At 38.3% G+C, this 20,850-nt stretch carries 12 protein-coding genes; 10 read left to right on the forward strand and 2 right to left on the reverse strand.

Features of this window, described 5'->3' with window-relative positions; genetic code table 11:
* The first annotated feature begins 44 nt into the window (after window positions 1–44).
* The 6 genes from FHY60_RS02885 to FHY60_RS02910 all read left to right on the forward strand — a co-directional run bounded on the left by FHY60_RS02885 (window position 45) and on the right by FHY60_RS02910 (window position 12,320).
* Entirely contained in the window at window positions 45–5,837 is a 5,793-nt protein-coding gene (locus tag FHY60_RS02885; RefSeq protein ID WP_139903233.1) for a cell wall-binding repeat-containing protein, read from the forward strand.
* 196 nt (window positions 5,838–6,033) lie between these two features.
* Window positions 6,034–7,524, forward strand: a complete 1,491-nt coding sequence (locus FHY60_RS02890; protein ID WP_139903236.1) for a glycosyl hydrolase family 28 protein — start codon at window positions 6,034–6,036, stop codon at window positions 7,522–7,524.
* Window positions 7,525–7,551: 27 nt separating this feature from the next.
* Entirely contained in the window at window positions 7,552–8,178 is a 627-nt protein-coding gene (locus FHY60_RS02895) for a discoidin domain-containing protein (RefSeq protein ID WP_139903238.1), read from the forward strand.
* 33 nt (window positions 8,179–8,211) lie between these two features.
* A complete protein-coding gene (locus tag FHY60_RS02900; RefSeq protein ID WP_139903240.1) occupies window positions 8,212–9,066 on the forward strand; it encodes a hypothetical protein in 855 nt (284 codons plus the stop codon).
* Between the two features lie 3 nt (window positions 9,067–9,069).
* Window positions 9,070–10,401 (forward strand): hypothetical protein, encoded by a 1,332-nt coding sequence (locus FHY60_RS02905; protein WP_139903245.1) that lies wholly within the window; start codon window positions 9,070–9,072, stop codon window positions 10,399–10,401.
* 143 nt (window positions 10,402–10,544) lie between these two features.
* Window positions 10,545–12,320 carry a cache domain-containing sensor histidine kinase gene (locus tag FHY60_RS02910; protein WP_139903247.1) on the forward strand — a complete coding sequence of 592 codons (1,776 nt, stop codon included), beginning with the start codon at window positions 10,545–10,547 and terminating at the stop codon, window positions 12,318–12,320.
* Here FHY60_RS02910 and FHY60_RS02915 read toward each other — a convergent pair.
* Complete coding sequence (locus FHY60_RS02915; protein WP_139903250.1) at window positions 12,317–13,291, reverse strand: hypothetical protein; 975 nt, start codon at window positions 13,289–13,291, stop codon at window positions 12,317–12,319. The two genes, FHY60_RS02910 and FHY60_RS02915, sit on opposite strands and share 4 nt — an antisense overlap.
* 204 nt (window positions 13,292–13,495) lie before the next feature.
* Here FHY60_RS02915 and FHY60_RS02920 point away from each other — a divergent pair, with 204 nt between their 5' ends.
* From FHY60_RS02920 to FHY60_RS02930, 3 genes are all read left to right on the forward strand, one after another.
* Window positions 13,496–14,926, forward strand: coding sequence for an ABC transporter substrate-binding protein (locus FHY60_RS02920; protein ID WP_139903253.1), 1,431 nt, complete (start codon window positions 13,496–13,498; stop codon window positions 14,924–14,926).
* Window positions 14,927–15,049: 123 nt separating this feature from the next.
* Window positions 15,050–15,964, forward strand: coding sequence for a carbohydrate ABC transporter permease (locus tag FHY60_RS02925; protein ID WP_139903255.1), 915 nt, complete (start codon window positions 15,050–15,052; stop codon window positions 15,962–15,964).
* Window positions 15,965–15,975: 11 nt separating this feature from the next.
* Window positions 15,976–16,857: a carbohydrate ABC transporter permease gene (locus FHY60_RS02930; RefSeq protein ID WP_139903258.1), complete on the forward strand. Its 882-nt coding sequence runs from the start codon at window positions 15,976–15,978 to the stop codon at window positions 16,855–16,857.
* Between the two features lie 196 nt (window positions 16,858–17,053).
* On the opposite strand, the gene FHY60_RS02935 is transcribed toward FHY60_RS02930, so the two are convergent.
* Window positions 17,054–18,319, reverse strand: a complete 1,266-nt coding sequence (locus tag FHY60_RS02935; protein ID WP_139903260.1) for a response regulator — start codon at window positions 18,317–18,319, stop codon at window positions 17,054–17,056.
* Between the two features lie 214 nt (window positions 18,320–18,533).
* Here FHY60_RS02935 and FHY60_RS02940 point away from each other — a divergent pair, with 214 nt between their 5' ends.
* The gene (locus FHY60_RS02940) at window positions 18,534–20,843 is read left to right on the forward strand and encodes a glycoside hydrolase family 65 protein (RefSeq protein WP_139903263.1); all 2,310 of its coding nucleotides are present in this window, start codon (window positions 18,534–18,536) and stop codon (window positions 20,841–20,843) included.
* The last annotated feature ends 7 nt before the right edge of the window (window positions 20,844–20,850 follow it).

Below are 20,850 nucleotides of genomic sequence, written 5' to 3' on the forward strand. Positions count from 1 at the left end.
GGATAGCTGCTACATCAATATTATAATTCAAGGAGGCAAAGTAAATGAATAAACCTAGAATAGGCAACAAGTTTCTTAGGGTGACTTCATTATTTCAACTTATAATGTTTTTAATGTCACTGACCTTAGTCCAGGTACCCATAAAGGTACAGGCGGAAACAAACACTTTAGTATATAACGATTTTGAAACAGGCACAGGATTTACCGGAGGCAGTGGTGTAACTGTAACTGTTGATACAGCAGAAAATGCCAGTGAAGAAGGAACTAAAAGTTTAAAAATGGAGGTAACCGGTAATGCTGGTTGGCCCAATGTAGAAGGGAACTACATAGATGTGGTACCCGCTGTTGGATCATCCATGGATGCCAGTGAATATGCAAACCTTGTATTCTATGTTAAAGATATGGAAGGAAATAATGGCGTCGAAGTAACATTGACATCTGAGGATGGAGCTGAAAAAGGCTTATGGGTAGATAAGGGTGTAAAAGGTGAATGGGTTAAGCTGAAGGTATCTTTGGCTAGTTTTACCGGTGTAGATCTTACAAAGATAATAAAGATAAGATTAGGTGAGTATAATCGGGGAACCTATTATTTTGATGATATATACTTTGAAAAGCCTCAAGTTAACCCGGAAATACCAGAGCTTGCTCCACAATGGTTCCAAAACTTTGAATATGGCGATGGTTTTGCTCCCGCAAGCACAGTAACTACCTCACTGGAGAGGGTGGATACAGCAACAGCTTATGGTTTTAATTCCGTTAAGCTTACTATGTCAGATAATCAGGGGGGTAACTGGGATAACAGCAAAAACAGTGTAATTATTACCCCAATGTATTTGGCTCCTTCGCTTGATCCTAAGGATGAGGACAAAAAGTATGACTATGAGAGATATATGGATGTATCCAATTATAAATATATGATCTTTTATGTAAAAGATACAAGCGGAAGCAATGATGTTCATATAACTATCACAGATATTAATAATAAGTCATGGGATTTTTCATCAGATCCACAGAAGACTGTTAAAAATGAATGGGTTAAGATGGTCATTCCACTTGACTATAACAAAGATATCGACTTTACCAAGATAAGTGAAATAAGACTAGGAATGTATTGGGACTGGAACAACGTTTATTATTTTGATGATGTATATTTTGCTCAAAATGAAAACGATAACCCTCCTAATCATGGACATACAAGCTTAAAGCTTAAATATATAGATGGAACCACAGTGCCATATCAAAATGGCATTCCTATGAGCTCCTTTGAAAAACAAAAGTCCAGAGTAAATATTCACTTGGGTGGAGAATGGAAGAAGGAAAGAGTGATCTTGGATCCACAAAAGTCTATAGCTACAAGAGATGCAGCGGGAATAGCTGCTATTGAAGCTGAAGCAGAAGAAAGATATACTGTAGACTTTGATGACTCCTCTTGGACTTCTAAGGTACTTCCTGCACCGGAAAATGACCTTTATGCTGATAAGGCTGAAACAAAGGCTGGCTTTGAGGAATACCAAGGCGGTGTTTGGTATAGAAGAACCTTTACAGTAGATGAGGCTTTAGAAGGCAAAACCTTAACATTAAACTTCCTAGGTGTAAACTATTTTGCTGATGTTTGGGTTAATGGACAATATATGGGCGGACATCAGGGAGGCTATACACCCTTTGCCTTCGATGTGACAGATGTTATAAAATATGGGTCAGAAAATGTTATAGCAGTAAGAGTGGACAACTCAGCTTGGGATAAGTCCTTCTCCAATGGAGAAATACTCCCCTATGTAACCTCTGACTGGTTGAACTATACCGGTATGATTAGGCCTTGCTACCTTGAAGCTTCTGATAATATTCATATAGTGAGAAGCGATATTAAACCTCTTGATACAGATGGATCAATTGAAGTTAAAACAGTGCTTAACAATAGGGCCAATACTGCAAAAAATGTTGAGCTTTCCTATGAAGTTTATGAAGCTGAAGTTACTGCTGAAAACAAAACCAGTGAATATGCAGAAGACTTATTGGGGGCTGCCGCAAATGTAGTTGAAAGTCGAAATGTTACCTTGTCAGATATAGCTGTAGATACATTAGATGCAAAGATAGAGGATGTAAAGTTATGGACACCTTCAACACCAAATCTTTATGTATTAAAGGTTACTGCAAAGGTTGATGGTAATGTATTAGATACTTATTATACTCAATTCGGGGTAAGAACACTTGGCACTGACGGAGATAAGCTTCTTCTTAACGGTGAACTTGCACCTTACCTTGCCGGTGTAGGTAGAACAGAAGACCATCCCACCAAAGGCCCAGCAATGAATAATGAAGAGCAATTCAAAGACTTTGAAATAATAAAGAACACTTTAAAGGCTAATTTTGTTAGAACAGGTCACTTCCCGGCTAATAAAACTGCTTATTTATACACAGACAGATTAGGTTTGGCGGTTTGGCAGGAAATACCGGCCTACTGGTTCAGCGGAGAGGCCTTCGAAACGCAGACTAACCGTGGTTTAGCAAGACAAATGTATATGGAAATGATTTATGCTTCCTATAACAGGCCATCAGTATGGTTTAACGGAACTACAAATGAATCCGGCGGGCAACTTTCAAGAGTAAACTATATAACTGATTTAAAGAATGCAGCTAGCTTAATTGATGGAACAAGATTAGTTGGTCAGTCTGCTTCCGGCGGAGATGCAACCGATGATTCCCACAGGGCAGCTGATATAATAGGTATGACAATGTACCAAGGAGTATTTACAGGAGTTAATGCTTATAACGGTACCATAGATGTTCTAACTCAAATGCACAACAAGTTCCCTAATAAGCCAATACTGGCTACGGAATATGGATATTGGTCTTCTGACGGTGATACTACAATTACTAAGCAATATGAAATTTTTAATACAACCTTTAATGCATTTACTAAGCTTGCAAATACCAAGGAGGATGGCACAGAAAATCCTGATGGTTTTATAAGCGGTGGTGCTTGGTGGTGTGCCTTCAATTGGTATACAGAAATAACCAAGACCCAGACCATGGGACTTATCCATATGGATAGGGTAACTCCAAAGGAACCACTGACTAGTATTTTTGCAGAAAAGTATAACAGGTATACAAAGGTCAGTGATCCTGCTACAGTAAAGGCTTCAGGAAAATCTACCTGGTATAATAGCTTAAGTTCAAACAGCGGTGTTACCGCAGGAGATGGGGCAGCTATTAAATCAGTAGCTTTAGATGGTGAAAATGGCGCAGTTCAAGCAACTGAAGTTACTGCTTCTAAGGCGACAAGTATTACAGTTCTGCCACAGGGTGGAGAATTGGCGGCAACTAACTTAGCTAATTACGATTACTTTAACTTCTATGTTAAAGATATGAATGGAGAGAACACCATATCAGTTATATTCACAGATAACAAGGGAGTATCTTGGGAAGCAGAAGCTACAGCTAAGACGGTTAAAGGACAATGGACAAAGCTAAGCGTAGCAACAGGAGCAAATATAGACCATTTAGATACTGCTGCTGTTAATAAAGTGAACATAAAAGTACCTGCAGAAGGAAAGTATTATTTTAATAAGCTATACTTCTCAACTTATATTAATGACCCTACACCTCAGGTTACACCTGCAGGAGCCTCAATATGGTATCAAGACTTTGAAAATGTTGAGACTTTAGAGGCAGGCATAGGAGCTACAGCTGAAATAGCTTCAGATGCAGCATTGACGGGAACAAGGGTTGCAAAACTTGTAACTACACAGACCGGCAATCCGGGCACTACTAAGAGCAGTGTAATTGTAACACCAAAGGGATCAGAAGTTTTTGACATCACAGATTATGGTTATGTGTCCTTATATGTAAAAGACACTCAGGGATCAAATACTGTTCTTTTAGTTTTCAAAGACAAGGATGGAAAAATAGCAAGTCAGTGGACTGATACAGGCTCTACCAAGAATACCTGGACCAAGGTTTATGCACCATTGAATGCTGTTAAAAGCAGCGGAATTGATACTCGTAACATTGTATCAATAGCTCTTGCTCAGTGGAACGCAGGCACATATTACTTTGATGATATCTACTTTGCTAAATATCCGTCAGATGGCCCACCGGCACCGGGAGAGGTAGGAGGCGCACAGCCCACCATTGTAAGTATTTCAGATATAACAGCTTCTATAGAGAAAGGTGGCAATTTCACCTTACCAAGAGCAGTAATTGCAACAATGTCAGATAATAGTACAAGAGCTGTGGACATCGTATGGACACCAAATACTGTAGACACAACCAAATCCGGAGTATTTATATTTGAGGGACAAGTTGACGGTTATGATGGAAAAGTAAAGCTCACCCTATCTGTAATAGATACGAGTGATAACACAGATGAAACCAGAGATGAAAATGTACCGCTGCCGGATAGGGCAAGTGTTACTAATACGGACACTGCAGTTGTTATTTCAGTAATAAACAACGTAGCAAGCAGTGGAAGTGTAACCATAGATGTAGCTAATAACAAGACAGTAGCAAAGGAGATATTTGATGCTATAAAGGGGACGAATAAAACCCTTATATTCAAAGGAGATGTAGTTGAATGGACCTTTACAGGTAAGGACATCACAGAAACTACAAAGGATATAGACATGACAGTAAGAATTGCAACTTTAAATTCAACAACAAGTGAGAATAAAGCCTTAATAGGAGAAAAAATCAACAATGAAAATGTATTGGTAATATCCTTTGCAAATAACGGACAATTGCCCGGAAGAGCAAAGATAAAACTTAAACTCGATAATGCATGGTTAGCAAGCAGAAATAAGAACAATATAAATATCTATTACTTTAATGAGGTAAGTAAAGCAATAGAACCTGTAGCCAGTGAATTAACAGCAGATTCAGAAGGTTATGTACAGTTCCATATTACACATAACAGTGATTATATCGTATCAGACAAGGCTTTAACTATGGTACCGGTAGAGCCAACTATAGTAAGATTAGGCGGTGCAGACAGATATGAAACTTCTATTAAGGTTTCTCAGGCTGGCTGGAAAACTTCTGAATATGTAGTGCTGGCAAGAGGAGATGAATATGCAGATGCGCTGACCGCAGCACCATTTGCAAAACAGTTAAATGCACCGATACTTCTGACTGCACCTAAGGCTCTTGATGCTAGAGTAAAAGCAGAGTTAATAAGACTTAAGACCAAGAAGGTATATGTAATTGGCGCCACTGGAGCAATTTCTTCCGGAGTAGTAAATGCTGTATCTGCAATGGGTATCAAAGTAGAGAGAATAGGCGGAAATGACAGATATGAGACAGCTTTGACAATAGCTAAGAAGATGACAAATAAGAGTCAAGTATTCTTAGCCACCGGCACAAACTTTGCGGATGCACTCTCAATTTCTTCCTATGCAGCAGCCACTGGCAGTCCAATACTTCTAACAACTAAGAACTCAATTTCTGCTGAGGTTGCAAAATACATAAAAGACAACAACAGCAAGGTATATGTGATTGGGGGTAACGGAGTAATTGCAGACACCGTTATGAAGAGTATTGCAGGAGCTGAAAGAATAGGCGGAAATGACAGATATGCTACAAACTTAGCAATTCTAAATAAGTTTGCCGCAGGTTTTGACTTCTCTGTTATCTATCTTGCAACAGGAGCTAACTATCCGGATGCAATCTGTAGCTCCGCTTTAGCAGGAAGTAAGAAGGCTCCCATCATTCTGGTTAACAGTAATGATACAAATGCTCAAAATGCTTATATCAAGACAATAGGATCCAGGGTAAAGGAAGTTAATGTTATTGGCGGGGCAGGAGTATTGCCTGCTGAAACAGTTCAAAAGGTTTTAAAATAAAATAGACATTTCACAAACATATGAAGAAAAAGCTACCGACATATAGGCTGGTAGCTTTTTCTTTTTTAATAAATCAAAGCACTTTATTAAACCATTTAGCAGTTTTATACACTTTTTATTAAAATTGACACACTGTAAAATTAAAGTAGGACAATAATTATATTTAATCTATATTGTAGGGAAGGATGGGTGGTCAATGGAAGTTATGACAGTGAAAGAAAAAAGTAAATTGCCAATATTAATATTAGCAATTTCAGCAATATTATCTGTTGCCTTTGCAACCTATAGGATAGTAGATTTAATTTCAAATTCAACAAAGGCTACATTAGTGCTCTATGATGGGCCCAAGCTAATGAGGCAAGCAGGCGACACAAAGATTAGCGTCAATGGGAATCCTCTTTTTGTGTATAATGCACCTGTAAATAATACACATACATGGGTGGAAAATGGAAATCCGCCAATGGATTATACGGCCATGACATATTTTGACTTTGAAGGCACTGCTAAGATAGAGATTGAACTGACTGAGGTTACAGACATATCAAAGGTTAAAGTATCACCACTATCAGCTGGTATTAAGCCGAAAGTAAACGGTAACAAAATTACTTTTACCGTAAAAAAACCAGACCAATATACTGTTGAATACAATGACAGCGTTGAGACAGCTATACACATATTTGCAAATCCCCTGGAGCAGGATCTTCCTGATTTTAACGATAAGAATGTCATCTACGTAGGTCCGGGCTTATGGAATATAGATAATGTAGGGCTAGAAAGTGGACAGACACTATACCTTTCCGGGGGAGCTGTAGTCTATGGAACAATAAGGGCTAATAACGTAGAAAATGTAACTGTACGTGGAAGGGGAATAATGGATGGAAGCCTCTGGTCAAGTTGGAAGAATGAAGGCCAAATAGCAAGGGTGCCGATAGACTTTGTAAATTCAAAAAATATCTACGTAGAAGGTATCATATTCATGAATCCCAATGCATGGACTTTTAATTCATTGAGTTCGGAAAATGCCACAATTGATAACATAAAAATCATATCTGCAAGGCAGAACGGAGACGGAATAACACTGCAATCCTGCAAGAATTTCACAGTTACCAATTCCTTTGTGAGATCCTGGGATGATAGCTTGGTAGTTAAGAACTACGAAGGAAACTCAGACAATATTACTTTTGACAACATAAAGGTTTGGACGGACCTTGCCCAATCCTGCGAAATAGGTTATGAAACCAACAAAGGACAGAGGGAAAATGCTGTTATTAGCAATATTACTTTTAAGAACATAACTGTTTTGCACAATTTTCATAAGCCTGTAATAAGCATTCATAACTCAGACGATGCAACAGTTCGGGATATCCGCTACAGCAATATAATTGTAGAAGATGCCCAAATGGGTGAAGGAGATGCCGGTGCAAACAAGCAATTGATAGACTTTACTATCATGGGCAGCGGTTGGTCTGCTACAAAAGAAAGAGGACATATAAAAAATATCACTGTAGAAAATGTAAAGATTTTGAGCGGAAAAGCTGCACCTTCCAGAATAATTGGCTTTGATAAAGACCATATGGTTGAGAATGTAAAGATAAAGGGGCTCAACATTCTTGGTAAAGACATAAAGTCATCAGAAGATGCAAACCTTGAAACTAACGAATATGTCTCAGGTATCGTCTTTGAGTAATTTGTGATAAAAGGGAGGTGGCAAGCTATGAATAAAAATAAACATGTTATCGCAGCACTTTCAATAATACTGATTCTATCACTGGGAGTAATAGCTGAAAGCTATGTTCTGGGAGATAACAAGGCTTCTCAGATTGCCGGCACTGTTACCAAGGTATCCACACCGGACCAAACTAGGGTAATGACACCCAAGTGGGCAGAAACATCTGAGTATGAATTTGAGGACTTAGGTGAGAATATTGCAGTGGGCAAAACTTCCACAGCTGATTCCTTCCAAGATGTATATGAAGGAAAATACAGTACAGACGGTGATATCAATACCTATTGGGAAGGTAAGGCAAATTCTTATCCCAATAACCTTACTGTAGATTTGGGAGCACCTACCAAGATTGCTAAACTTCGATTGAGGGTTAATCCGGATAAAATATGGGGAAAAAGAGTTCAGACTTTTTCTATACTGGGAAGCAATGACGGCAATGATTTCAAGGAAATAGTGCCAAGTACAGACTACAAATATGATCCTAAAACCGGAAATCAAGTTACTATTGACTTGCCCCAGGGAACAGAAGTGCAATTTATCAGGGCTCAGTTTACTGCAAACACCGGAGCTGTTGGTGGGCAGGTAGCAGAATTTGAGGTTTATGCAGCCAATTAAGTACAAATACAATGATATTCAGGAGGGTGGAGTATGAAGAAGAATAAAATAGGCATATTTGCCTTAGTTATAGCCTTTGTCATGTCAATATTTACTATGAGGGTTTCTGCAGCATCACCGGATAACGCATTACTGCTTGATGACTATAACAGAAGTTCATTGGGGGTGGAAGGAAACGGCGGAGCTTACAACACACCTAACAGTCAAGGCATAACAATCTATTGGATACAATGGGCCAAGGCAGTTCCACAAATAGAAGATAAAGCACTTAAACTTCAAATGGAAGCTCAGGGGTGGTTTGGAGAAGGCGGCATGATAAAGGATCCTGCCTTTAAATATATCATAATGAAAGTAAAGGGCGAAAAGGGAGGAGAAGAACAATTCCTATCAATAAACCCTGACGCTAAGGGATTAGTAAATTTTGTGGATTTAAAAGGTCCGGATGGAAATCCGGTGCCGGCAATAACTACTGAATATCAAGACATAGTTATCGACATTGCAGCCTCAGGCTTTAATCTGCCGGATGGATTAGAGGCAATACACTTCAATAACACTGAACCGGTTACCATATATATAGATGAAATTTATCTGTCTAAGGATGGAAAGCCTGCGGACTTTTCTGTAGAAGACAAGCCAGAAGAGGAAAAACCAGCGGCTGAAACTCCTCAAGGGGAAAAGCCTGCGGAGGAAAAACCGGCAGCAGAGGATTCAAGCGATAAAACAGAAGAAAGTAAACCTGTAGATAGTACACCGGTGGTAGAAATAGTGGAAAGCAATGACAACAAAGGAGTATTGGCAGGTGCTATTGCAGGTGTTACAGTTTTAGCCATAGGTGGAGTAGTCTATGTACTATATATAAGAAAACCAAATAAATTAAGGAGGAAATAAGTTATGAGGAAAAGAAAACTTCTTGCAACGGCTTTGACACTGGCTTTCACCTTAGTATCCACATCTTTGTCTGTGTTAGCTGCTGAACCAGCGGTAGAGGGGAATTATTTGGACGATTTTGAAAGGGCAGAAGTAGCAGTTAACGGCGAAAACAATACACTAAGCGACGGTACATTTATATATTGGAACGGTGCCGGTGCCGGAACCTTTTCAATCTCGGATGGTGTGTTGAATGCTAAGATGAACGAAGGTGGCTATTACCGCTTTGCAACCAATAATGATAAAACCTACAAGTATGTTGTAATTAGAATAAAGGGTGACGAAAGAGCAGTTAACGATAAGATCTATGTAAGAATAGGACCTGCTGAAAAAGGCGCCATTGATGACAATGCAGAGAGAGGAGACAAATCCCTTGCCCAACTGAAAACACCAAATGGAGAGGCGGTTCCGGCTGTATCAACAGAATGGCAGGATATAGTGATTGACGTGGAAAAGAGTGGCTTTAGTCTTGGTGGTGGCAGCAATGGTTTCCAAATTGGTACCTGGCAGGCTATGAACTTGGATATAGACTATATATTCATGACAAATGTAAATCCAAGTGCTCCGGGGGAAACACCCGCTGAGCCGGCAACTCCGGCAGAGCCAGCCGCACCAGCAGAACCGGCAGCACCGGCTACACCTGCAGAGACGACAAGCCCGGCTCCAACTAAAGTTACAAATCCAGAGGATATAATTACCGGCGCTTTAATAGATAACTTTAACAGAGCAGAATTACCCCTAAGCAATACTAAACTGAGTGATGGTACAACAGTTTATTGGAATCAATCAGGCGCAGGAATCTTCACTATTTCCAACGGAATATTGCATGCTAAGATGAACGATGGCGGTTTCTATAGATTAGCAACCAATAACACAGAGAGTTTCAAATATGTTGTAATCAGAATAAAAGGTGACCAAAGAGCAGTTAATGAGAAAATTTATACAAGAATAGGCGTAGCCGAAAGAGGAGACATAGATGATAATGCTGCAAGAGGAGATAAGTCCTTTGCAGATATAAAGGGACCAGACGGAAATCCAGTTCCTAAGATCACCAGCTCATGGCAGAATATAGTAATAGACCTGGAGAAGAGCGGCTTTGCCCTTGGAGGCGGGAGCAATGCCTTCCAAATAGGATCTTGGCAGCCAATGAATCTTGACATAGACTTTATATACATGACAAATACCCTACCAAATCCAAGTACGGGGGATACTTTCCCTGTAGCAGCTGCTGCAGCGGCATTGGCATCAGCCGCAGCTTTGGTAATTCTAACAAGGAAAAAAGCACAGCAGCAATAAACAGAATAACGGTCCTCTTAAGAGTTAAGAGGGCCGTTATTTATTTACATGATTAGTAAATGGAAATATAATATAAATATGAATACTAGTAAATTTAAGCAAGAGTAAATCCTTAGTCACAGCTCAGCAGTAAGGGGGACAAGATGAGTAGATTATCTGTTTTTAAAAGAAAAAGCCTATATAATAGTTTCTTGAGAAATACCCTGTTAATTCTTATGATAGCAACAGTAATAATTACCGTGGCCTTATTTTTTTATTCTCAAAATATGATATATAAAGACTTGACCTCTTATCTTTATTCAGCCCAAAGTGAGATGTGTAAAAGTATGGATTTGATAATAAATGATGTTAATATGGCCTCTGTAAAACTGCTCTCAAGAGAAGGACTATATCAGTTGATTTATAATAGATCAATACCGGACAGTGAAAAATACAGTATTGTAAAGAAACAGCTTGTTTCAGAGATGAGCAATTATGACATTATCGGCGAAGTGGTCATTATTACTGCGGATGGTAAGGTTTACAAAATGTCCGATGATAACTATATAACCCTTCCGGACAGGGCTTTTCTGGATGGCATAGACAAGGCAAAAACCATAACCTATAGTGATGGAATTGCCAGAGGCAGTAACAACGAAACCTATATTATGATAGGGAGAAAGTTTAGGAATCTGGATACCGGAAACACTAACGGCTATCTGATAATATACTTAAAATCCAACAATCTTATGAAGATATATAATCATGTATTGATTAACAACAGCTTTTCCATGCTTGTTAACAGTAATGGTACAATTATGTCTTCAGTAGATAGTGAAAATGTAGGAAAAACCATCTTTGACTATGATTACAGTAACCTTGGTGTCAAGGGTTTGAGGCACATTGACTATAGGGGAGAAAAAATGGTGGTAGCAGGTACCTCCTTTAGCAAGCAATTGAAAACCATAGGCTTTGATTGGCATATATTGACCTACATAAAAGAAAATAGTATCCAGGTTATTACAAGACAGATCAGTTATAATGTTTGGATAATTTCTGCTATAAGTGCAGTCATCGCAATTGCCTTATCCTTTCTGACCGTAGCATATATTTCAAAGCCACTGAGAAGGCTGCAGGCTGCTATGAAGGGCTTCCGAGGAATACGGCAGAATGTTCAGGTTAGTGATAGAGTATATGATGAAATTGGTGAACTGGAAAAGGCCTATGTGGATATGGTTAACAGAATTGATGAACTGATAATCAAAAACAATGAGGAAAAGGAAAAACAAAGAGAACTGGAGCTATCAGCCCTTCAGGCTCAAATCAATCCTCATTTTTTATACAATACTCTTGATGCAATAGTATGGCTGGCTAAGATAAAGAAACAACCTGACATTGAGAAAATAACCATGGCCTTGGCAAAGTTCTTTAGACTAAGCCTTCACAAGGGAGATAAATTTATCACAGTAGGAGAAGAGATAAGTCTTGTCCAGAGTTTTGTAGTCATTGAGCAAATGAGATTTCCAAATCAGCTGGATATTACCTATAACATTGCGGAAGATATTATGGATATATATATTCTTAAGCTCATATTGCAGCCGGTAGTTGAAAATGCCTTAAAACACGGTATCAGAGAGAAGAAGGAAAACGGAAAAATTCAGATAAACGGTATGAGATATGAAGATATGATTATTTTTGAGGTAATGGATAACGGAATGGGTTTTGATCCCCATATGCTGGATGAGTATGACAATCTCGATAAGAGCAAATCCGGTGGATACGGCTTGAAAAATGTAGATGAGAGAATAAAGCTGGAATACGGAAATAAGTATGGCATAACTATATTTAGTCAGCCCAATTGTGGTACAACGGTAATAATAAAGGTGGGTATAAAAACTTTAAAGGAAATTAAAGCACAAAATAAAACAGCGGTCAACTAAGGTTGACCGCGGTATTTTATAATTTTATCATGGAGAACCATAAGTGGATTTAGAATATTATCTGCCAAGCTGGTATAGAAGAGAACAAGTATAATTGACAGGGCAGCAGCTATCAATATAAAGGTGACTTTTAGTCTATGAGTTTCAGCATAGAAATTTTCAAGGGATACAGCCTTAATTATATAGGTATTCTTACCTAAAAGCTTTTCTGCAATTATGAGCTCATTACCTCCCTTTGATAACATATAGCCCTTGCCTGATGCAATTAGTTTATCAAGATCAGCCTGTTCAGGTAAGGGGAGGTTTTTATTTCCGTATTCATAGAGCAGCTTCCTTCCGGGTAGATAAACAGATAGTGTAAAGTCTGAATTAAAAGAATCATAGCTGAAGTACTTAGTGAAGGAAGAAGTAGCAATGGTAACGATTATAATTCCAACAGGTTTCTTATCGTAATCAACTTCCCTTATGTAGGAAATAACATCAGGGGTTACTTTGACGGTATAATTATAAGAGGGAATATCATCAGTACAAAATATCCACATATCCCCTAGACCATTCCTTTTAAACTCCTGATATTCCTTAGATTTGGAAAATATATCGAAGGCAGGGAAGTTGTAGATATTGTTACTTTCATAACGTTGTCCATTATACGAATATACCGTGGAACCAATTATGTCCAGGTTAATTCCCCTTAGATTTGATAGATTATTTGTGACAATAGAGTCATATTTATTCTCTTTTAAGGAGTTGTCCAGCTTTGTTTCAACAATGAAGTAATCCGTTATATTTTCAATAAGCTTCATAAAATATTCAGTATTTTGACGCTGCAGCTTTATGGATTCGCTATAGAATTGTATTCGGTTATCCAGTAGCACATCCCGCATCTTGCTATAGCCTAGTATCATTATAAGAAGTATACAAAGCATCACTGTTATTACAGATTGCAGAACTATACGCATTTTAGCAGACAAATTGATTCCCCCAATCCGATAAGCTTAGCTTAATTATACATAAAATGTAAGGAGCTTTCAATGAATATAAATTACTTAGCAGATTACTAAACCATTTAGCATGATTGCAGCCTTTTGAACCCTTTACCAGTTTTGTATAATTACAGTATAAGATGTATGAACACATCTGAATCAGAGGATTAAATCTAATAAGGGGGAAAGAAAATGAAAAAGAGACTATCTTTACTACTATTGTCTGCATTACTTGCAGTATCATCTCTTGCTGGATGCAAAAAGACGGAAGAGCCAAAAGACACACCTACCACAACACCTACCACAACACCTACCGAAAGCACTGAAAAGCATGAAAAGGTTACTATTAAAATAGGTATGTGGCCGGAAGACACTAATGCAGATCAAATTGAACTGTTTAACAATTACAAACTGCTGTGTGAATCAAAATATGACTGGATAACTGTAGAACCTGCACATTACAAGTACAGCGTAGAAAGCTTTATTCCGCTGGCTGAAAGTGGACAACTTCCAACAGTATTTGAAACCTGGTTCACGGAACCACAGAAGCTTATCGCTAACGGCTATGTTGCAGATATTACTGAACAGTTAAAAGCTAACGGCTGGTATGATTCCATGGATCCAAGAGTCCGTGAATTATTGTCTAAGGACGGTAAGATTTACGGAGTTCCCAGAGATGGATATGCATTAGGTATGTTTATAAATATCCCTCTATTCAAGCAAGCAGGCCTGATGGATGGGGATATACCAAAGTATCCAAAGACTATGCAGGAGCTTGCAGAAACCGCTAAAATAATTAAAGAGAAGACAGGAAAAGCTGGATTCGTAATGTTGTCAAAGGACAATTCAGGCGGATGGCATTTCTCAAATATAGCTTGGGCCTTTGGTGCTGAGCTCCAGGTACAGGAAAACGGTAAATGGAAGGCAAACTTGAATTCTAAGGAAGCTGTTGAAGCTATGCAGTTTGTAAAGGATTTAAAGTGGAAGTATAATGCATTGACAGATGAAATACTTCAGGATTGGTCCTCCGGTATGCAGGCTATAGGTACTGGAAATGCAGCTATGTACTTTGCTGCACAAGACGCAATCAGCGTTCCAACAAAGGACTATGGTCTTCCTAAAGATGACATAGCATTGGTTCCAATGCCGGCTGGTCCTGGTGGACAATACTCATTAATGGGTGGTACACCTTACATGTTCTCAGCTACAGCAACTCCTGAAGAAATCGATGCAGCTCTTAAATTCCTAGAAATCATGGGTAGAGCACCAGTATTAAATGAAGATACAGAAAAAGGACTTGAAGATGATGCTAAATATCGTCAAGATAATGGAATCCCAGTTATTCCATCCTTCCAGGTTTGGACTAATAAGGATTATATAAACAAAGTTGAAGAAGTCAGAAAGAACTATGAAAACATAAACTATAATCTATATAAAGATTACTTTGAAATTTCTGCAAAGACCCTACGTACAGAAGAACCTAATCTGACCCAAGATATGTATGCTGAGTTATACCCAATTATTCAGGAAGTGCTGACAAATGAAAATGCTGATATACAACAACTCTTGGATAAAGCAAACAGTAACTTCCAGCAGAAACTTGATGCTTCTGTAAATCAGTAAATATTAGCTAATATTTAAAGTGTAGTAATCTAGGCTGCGTGGCAATATTTTCCGGGTTATGAGTTAGACAATGCTACGCAGCCTATGATATTTTAATAACATGAGGGAGGAGATGGTTATACCATGAAGAGTGCCTTAAATACATCTACAGTCAGAAGAAAAATTATCAGCAATAAATACCGTTCACATATGTCAGGCTGGGCAATAATGCTGCCATCTCTGATATTGTTTGCTTTTTATGTTTGGATACCTCTTATGGAAAGTGTACGGCTTTCCTTTTATAGCACCAAGGGTTTTACTGTTACAGAGTTTATAGGCTTTGAAAATTATATTAAGGTATTTAAGGATCCTGTTTTCTTAAAGGCCTTAGGTAATACCTTTAAATATATATTCTGGTCACTGCTGATAGGTTTTATGGTTCCTATTATAATGGCTATTCTCTTAAACGAAGTTACTTACTTTAAATCACTGTTTAGAGTAGGGATGTACTTCCCTAATGTAGTACCAGGAGTAGCTACAGTTATGATGTGGACTTTGATTATGTCACCTGGAAATGGCGGAATACTCAATTCTATTTTAGGCCTTTTTGGAATATCACCACAGGTATGGTTGGAGAACCCCAGTTGGACAATTCCCCTGATCGTTGTAACAATGACCTGGAAAAGTGCCGGTTCTACGGCATTAGTATATTTAGCAAGACTTCAGGGTATAAACCAAGACCATTATGAAGCGGCATCCATAGACGGGGCAGGAATATGGCACAGGATTATTTATATCACTATACCAGGGCTTTTCAGTACCTGCAGAACTTTATTGATCCTGCAGATAATTGCGGTTTTCCAAGTGTTATATGAACCAATGGTTATGACCGGAGGAGGCCCTAACAATGCTTCCATTTCACTGATGCAGCTGAATTACAGATATGCTTTTATAGATATGAAAATATCACAGGCTACGGCAGTAGGTGTCATAATTGCTATAATACTAGTAGTTTTAACTTGCATTTATAATTTCTTAAACAGAAATTCTGAGGAATAGGAGGTAACTGAATGGTGTCAAGGCTTAGTGAGAAAAATATTGGAGCAATAACCTCCTTTGATTTGAAAAAAAGATCCGTAAAGTTTGTTTATTTTCTTTTAATTTTACTATGTTTTATAATTGTACTTATTTCAATTGTGCCTCCACTTTGGGTAATGTTATCCAGTGTAAAGTCTCAAGAAGAATTCTTTAGGCAGCCACCAACCTTTTGGCCTGAGGAGTTTCATCCGGAAAGAATAGTTGAAGCTTGGAATAAACTTAAATTTTTACAATACTATAAAAACTCCTTTATAAGTGTGGCAGGAAGTGTGATTTGTGCCGTAGTATTTAATGGATTGCTTGCTTATGTACTTGCAATGTTAAAGCCAAAGGGAAGTAAAATAGTATATAGCTTGATTATGCTGAGCCTTATGGTTCCGGCAACCACAAGCTTAGTTCCACTATTTAAAAATATAGTTGCTTTGAAAATGAATAATCAGTTTACACCATTATGGTTTGCAGCTGGAGCTAATGCCTTTTATGTCGTTTTATACGTAAACTTTTTTAAGTCAATCCCTTCTTCGCTCATAGAAGCTGCAAGACTGGATGGGTGCTCAGACTTTCAGATATTTTTCCGCATAGTAGCACCGCTGAGCAAAGCTATGAACATGGTAGTTGCCATGTATGCGGTAAATGCAGCCTGGTCAGACTTCCTTCTGCCATATCTGGTACTTAAGAAGGACAGCAGTTTTACGGTTATGGTAAAGTTGTACGTTGCCCGTGAAGGCGGTAAGATTACACCGGACCAGCTGATGATGTGCATAACTTTTGCAATTATTCCCCCCATTATCCTGTTTATACTTTTCCAAAAGAGGATTACAGCCGGAGCCACTCTGGGAGCGGTGAAGGAGTAGATTTTTACAATAGATAAATAGAGATTTATGACATATAACTACTTCAAATAATATGACATAAATAAAAATTAAAGGATAGCCAACGCTATCCTTTAATAATATATACATGATTTGAAGAAATTCAGCCCTGCTGAATTTCAACCATAATTATTCATTACTCATTGCTAATTACTAATTCCCAAAGTGTGTCAGGCAACTAGTTATGGTTACAATACTTGGAGTACTCGCTTGGTGTCATACCGGTTGAGCGCTTGAATATCTGGCTGAAATATTTTATATCGTTGTATCCAACCTTATCACAAACCTCGTAGACCTTGTATTTAGGGTTACTTAACAATTCTTTTGCTGCATTTATCCTGATTTCTGTAAGACATTCATTAAAGGTTTTTCCAAGGTTGTCCTTAAAAAGATGCATAAGATATGAGGAGCTGATATAAAGGGCATTAGCTACAGATTCCACAGATATATCCTTATTATAGTTGGCGGTAATGTATTTTATGGCTTCATTTATTTTTCTTGAGGATATATTGTTCTCAGATACGCCTGCGCACAGAATGCGGTTTATGTCTGTGAACATATTCAATCCTACAGCCTTAATGGCTTCGGCACAGGCAGTGTGAAGTTCTGACAGGTCATTGCATACATTGCTTATGCCTACAGTAACGGTTTGGCCTGTCACTTGTTCAAACTCATCTATAGCTTCTTTTATGGATCCTTTAATTAACTTCAATGGATTTTTTTCTTCTGGAGCGCTGAGAATAATCATCCACTGCAAGTCTGACATATCAGTATATACAGCCTTAAAGTTATTACAGCATATGAAGTTAGATATTATGTCTGTCATTGAATTTTTTAATGCTTGAAGCTTATCTTGAGTTAAGGACTTCATAAGGTATTCTGAAGAGTTAACATTAAGACACAGAGCAAAATTATCCTTTTCAGAGATGGTGATATTATAAAGCTCAAGCTTCTCACGGATTTTATCTATGCCCAAAATCTTTCCGATTATGAGATCCTTTACAAAATGCTGTTTAACACTGGAAAGCTCTCTTTCTATTCGTGAATAATGCTGAAGCTTGCTGCGTTTTTTATTAATTTCTTTCACTGAATCCAAAACTGTTTCCAGTAATTCGTTGTTGTCTATAGGCTTCAAGAGGTATGCAAAGGCACCACTGCGAAGAGCTGTACGGACATAGTCAAACTCTTCATATCCACTCAAGATAATTACTATAGAATCTAAGTTAGCAGCTTTTATTGCCTTGAGAAATTCCAGACCATCCAGATTAGGCATCCTTACATCTGTAATAATAATATCAGGCTTGTATTTTAGGGCAAGTTCTAAGCCTGTCCTACCATTATCCGCATCTCCGACTATCTCTATTGAGTGCTCCTTCCATTCAATGGTTTCTCTGATACCAACCCGAACAAGGTACTCATCATCTACAACTAACATTGAATACATCCTATATACCGCCTTTCAGGTCGCAATTTTATTTAAATACAGTAATACTGAAATTATGTAAAAGTTCACATAACTATTTTAACATATGTCTCAAATTATTTCATTATGTACGGAATTTAGAGCATTTTTTCAAACCATTTAATAGGATTACGTACTATGTTCTGCCATTACCAAAAACTATAATTTAAGTATAAATTCTTAAGGGGTGTTATTTATGCAAAAGTATGCAGATAAGTATTTGGTAGTGGATCCGTGGAGGATTATTGAGCAAAACTTTGATCCTGAAAGAAATAATGTATCGGAGTCTATATTTTCACTGGGAAATGAGTATATGGGAATCCGAGGATACTTTGAAGAAGGTTATAGCGGTGGAAGCTTTTTAGGTTCCTACTTTAATGGAGTTTATGAGATTGGTGAGGATGCAGCTGCCTTACACTATAAGGGTATTGTCAAGCAGACCCACTTTATGATTAATGCTTTAGATTGGCTTTATACCAGGATTTCTCTGGAGGGAGAAACTTTGGATTTAGCAGCTTCGAAAATAAAGGATTACAAAAGGATTTTAGATTTAAAGACAGGTGTACTAAGCAGAAGTTTTACGTGGGAAACCTCCAAGGGACAACTTCTGAACATTTGCTTTGAAAGATTTGTCAGTATGACGAGCCCTAAACACGGCTGCCAAAGAATAACTTTCAAGGCATTGAACTTTGATGGACAAGTAGAGGTTTCCATGGGGCTAGATTTTAATACAATTCACAGGTCCACCGGAAAAAACTATTGGAACTGTCCTAAAGTTCATGGAGATGAAGCAGCAATTTCTATAATGGGTAAAACTTCTATAACGGAGCAGAAGATATATTCAGCAGCCGTAGTTACCTCAACTCAAGCATTAGATAAAGCGGTAGTGGAGAGGGAGAAGTATATAGGTTATGAGTTCAGGGTGAAAGCAGTGCAGGGTACAGAAGTTAACGTAGACAAGCTCGTACTGAACCACGTGGTAAAAGATAAGAGTATTGATGAAAGTGACCTGTGGGCTGAAGGGGAAAAACTTGCTGAGGAATTATTAACAGGATCCTATGATGAAGAAAAGAAAAAGCACGCTTCCTATTGGCAGAGAGTTTGGGACACTTCTGACATAACAATTGAAGGGGACTTGGAGAATCAGCAGGGGATTAGATATTGTATATTCCAAATGCATCAAACCTATCATGGTGAAGACCCTACGCTGAATATAGGTGCTAAGGGGCTTACCGGAGAAGCTTACAATGGACATACTTTCTGGGATACAGAGACTTACTGCCTGCCCTTTTATATATTCAATAATCCAAAGGCAGCAAGAAATCTTCTGGAGTATAGATACAATACTTTAGATCAGGCCTTAGAGAGAGCAAAACAGTTGGATTGTGAAGGAGCCTGCTACCCCATTGCTACACTTAACGGAAGGGAAGCGTGTACTTTATGGCAGCATGCAAGTCTTCAGTTCCAGCCAAGTACTGCGGTGGCCTATGGTATCTTCCACTATGTAAAAGTGACCGGGGATAAGGAGTTTTTATATGAAAAGGGCTGCGAAACCCTCATACAAATCTGCAGATTCTTAGCTACCCGGGGAGACTGGGGCAGCCGCACCGGTGAGTTTGGTTACTTTGGAGTTATGGGACCGGATGAGTTCCAGATGATGGTGAACAATAATTGCTATACAAACTATATGGCTAAAAAGACCTTTGAATACGCCATTGATGTGATAAAGGAAATGAAGGAAAATGCATCAGAAAAACTTCAGGCTCTTTTCACTAAACTAGACTTTTCAGACAGTGAAGTTGACAACTGGACCAAGATGGTGAACAGGATGCGAATTCCTCTGGATAAGGCTACAGGAATTTATGAACAGCATGATGGGTATTTTGACCTGCCACATGTGGATATTAATAAAATACCTGTGGAAGATTTTCCGCTTTATAATCATTGGTCCTACGACAGGATCTATAGAAATGACATGATAAAGCAGCCGGATGTATTAATGTTTATGTTTTTATACAGTGAAGATTTCTCCCTGGAAAGCAAGAGGGTAAATTACGAGTTCTATGAGCCAAGATGTATTCATGAATCTTCACTTTCACCTTCAATACATTCTATCTTTGCTGCTGAGCTGGGCAAGCATAGAGAAGCCTTCGAATTCTTTAAATTTGCTACAAGAATGGACTTGGATAACTACAACAGAAATACCAATGAGGGCCTTCATACTACTTCTATAGCTGCATCCTGGGTAAATATTGTGTACGGTTTCGGAGGTATGAGATCCGATGGAAACTATATAAAAATGAATCCATCAATTCCGAAAGAATGGCAGTCTTATTCTTTTAAAATTTTATACAAGGGCTCTGTTGTGAGTGTCAGTGTGAATAAAGAAGCAGTTAAGGTGAAGGTAAACTCCGGACAAAAGGTATCTCTTAATATTTATGGAAGCAATTATGAAATAGATGAAGATGGAATAATTCTGCCATTGCCTGAAAGGCAAAAGGGTTAATGAAGCT

This window comes from Clostridium thermarum, from assembly GCF_006351925.1.
GTDB lineage: Bacteria > Bacillota > Clostridia > Clostridiales > Clostridiaceae > Clostridium_AU > Clostridium_AU thermarum.

Bases quoted from the DNA above. Each gene is read 5' to 3' on its own strand.
- FHY60_RS02905 (WP_139903245.1), top strand. From the start codon at position 9,070: ATGAGGAAAAGAAAACTTCTTGCAACGGCTTTGACACTGGCTTTCACC.
- FHY60_RS02895 (WP_139903238.1), top strand. From the start codon at position 7,552: ATGAATAAAAATAAACATGTTATCGCAGCACTTTCAATAATACTGATT.
- FHY60_RS02900 (WP_139903240.1), top strand. From the start codon at position 8,212: ATGAAGAAGAATAAAATAGGCATATTTGCCTTAGTTATAGCCTTTGTC.
- FHY60_RS02930 (WP_139903258.1), top strand. From the start codon at position 15,976: ATGGTGTCAAGGCTTAGTGAGAAAAATATTGGAGCAATAACCTCCTTT.
- FHY60_RS02885 (WP_139903233.1), top strand. From the start codon at position 45: ATGAATAAACCTAGAATAGGCAACAAGTTTCTTAGGGTGACTTCATTA.
- FHY60_RS02890 (WP_139903236.1), top strand. From the start codon at position 6,034: ATGGAAGTTATGACAGTGAAAGAAAAAAGTAAATTGCCAATATTAATA.
- FHY60_RS02920 (WP_139903253.1), top strand. From the start codon at position 13,496: ATGAAAAAGAGACTATCTTTACTACTATTGTCTGCATTACTTGCAGTA.
- FHY60_RS02910 (WP_139903247.1), top strand. From the start codon at position 10,545: ATGAGTAGATTATCTGTTTTTAAAAGAAAAAGCCTATATAATAGTTTC.
- FHY60_RS02935 (WP_139903260.1), bottom strand. From the start codon at position 18,319: ATGTATTCAATGTTAGTTGTAGATGATGAGTACCTTGTTCGGGTTGGT.
- FHY60_RS02925 (WP_139903255.1), top strand. From the start codon at position 15,050: ATGAAGAGTGCCTTAAATACATCTACAGTCAGAAGAAAAATTATCAGC.
- FHY60_RS02940 (WP_139903263.1), top strand. From the start codon at position 18,534: ATGCAAAAGTATGCAGATAAGTATTTGGTAGTGGATCCGTGGAGGATT.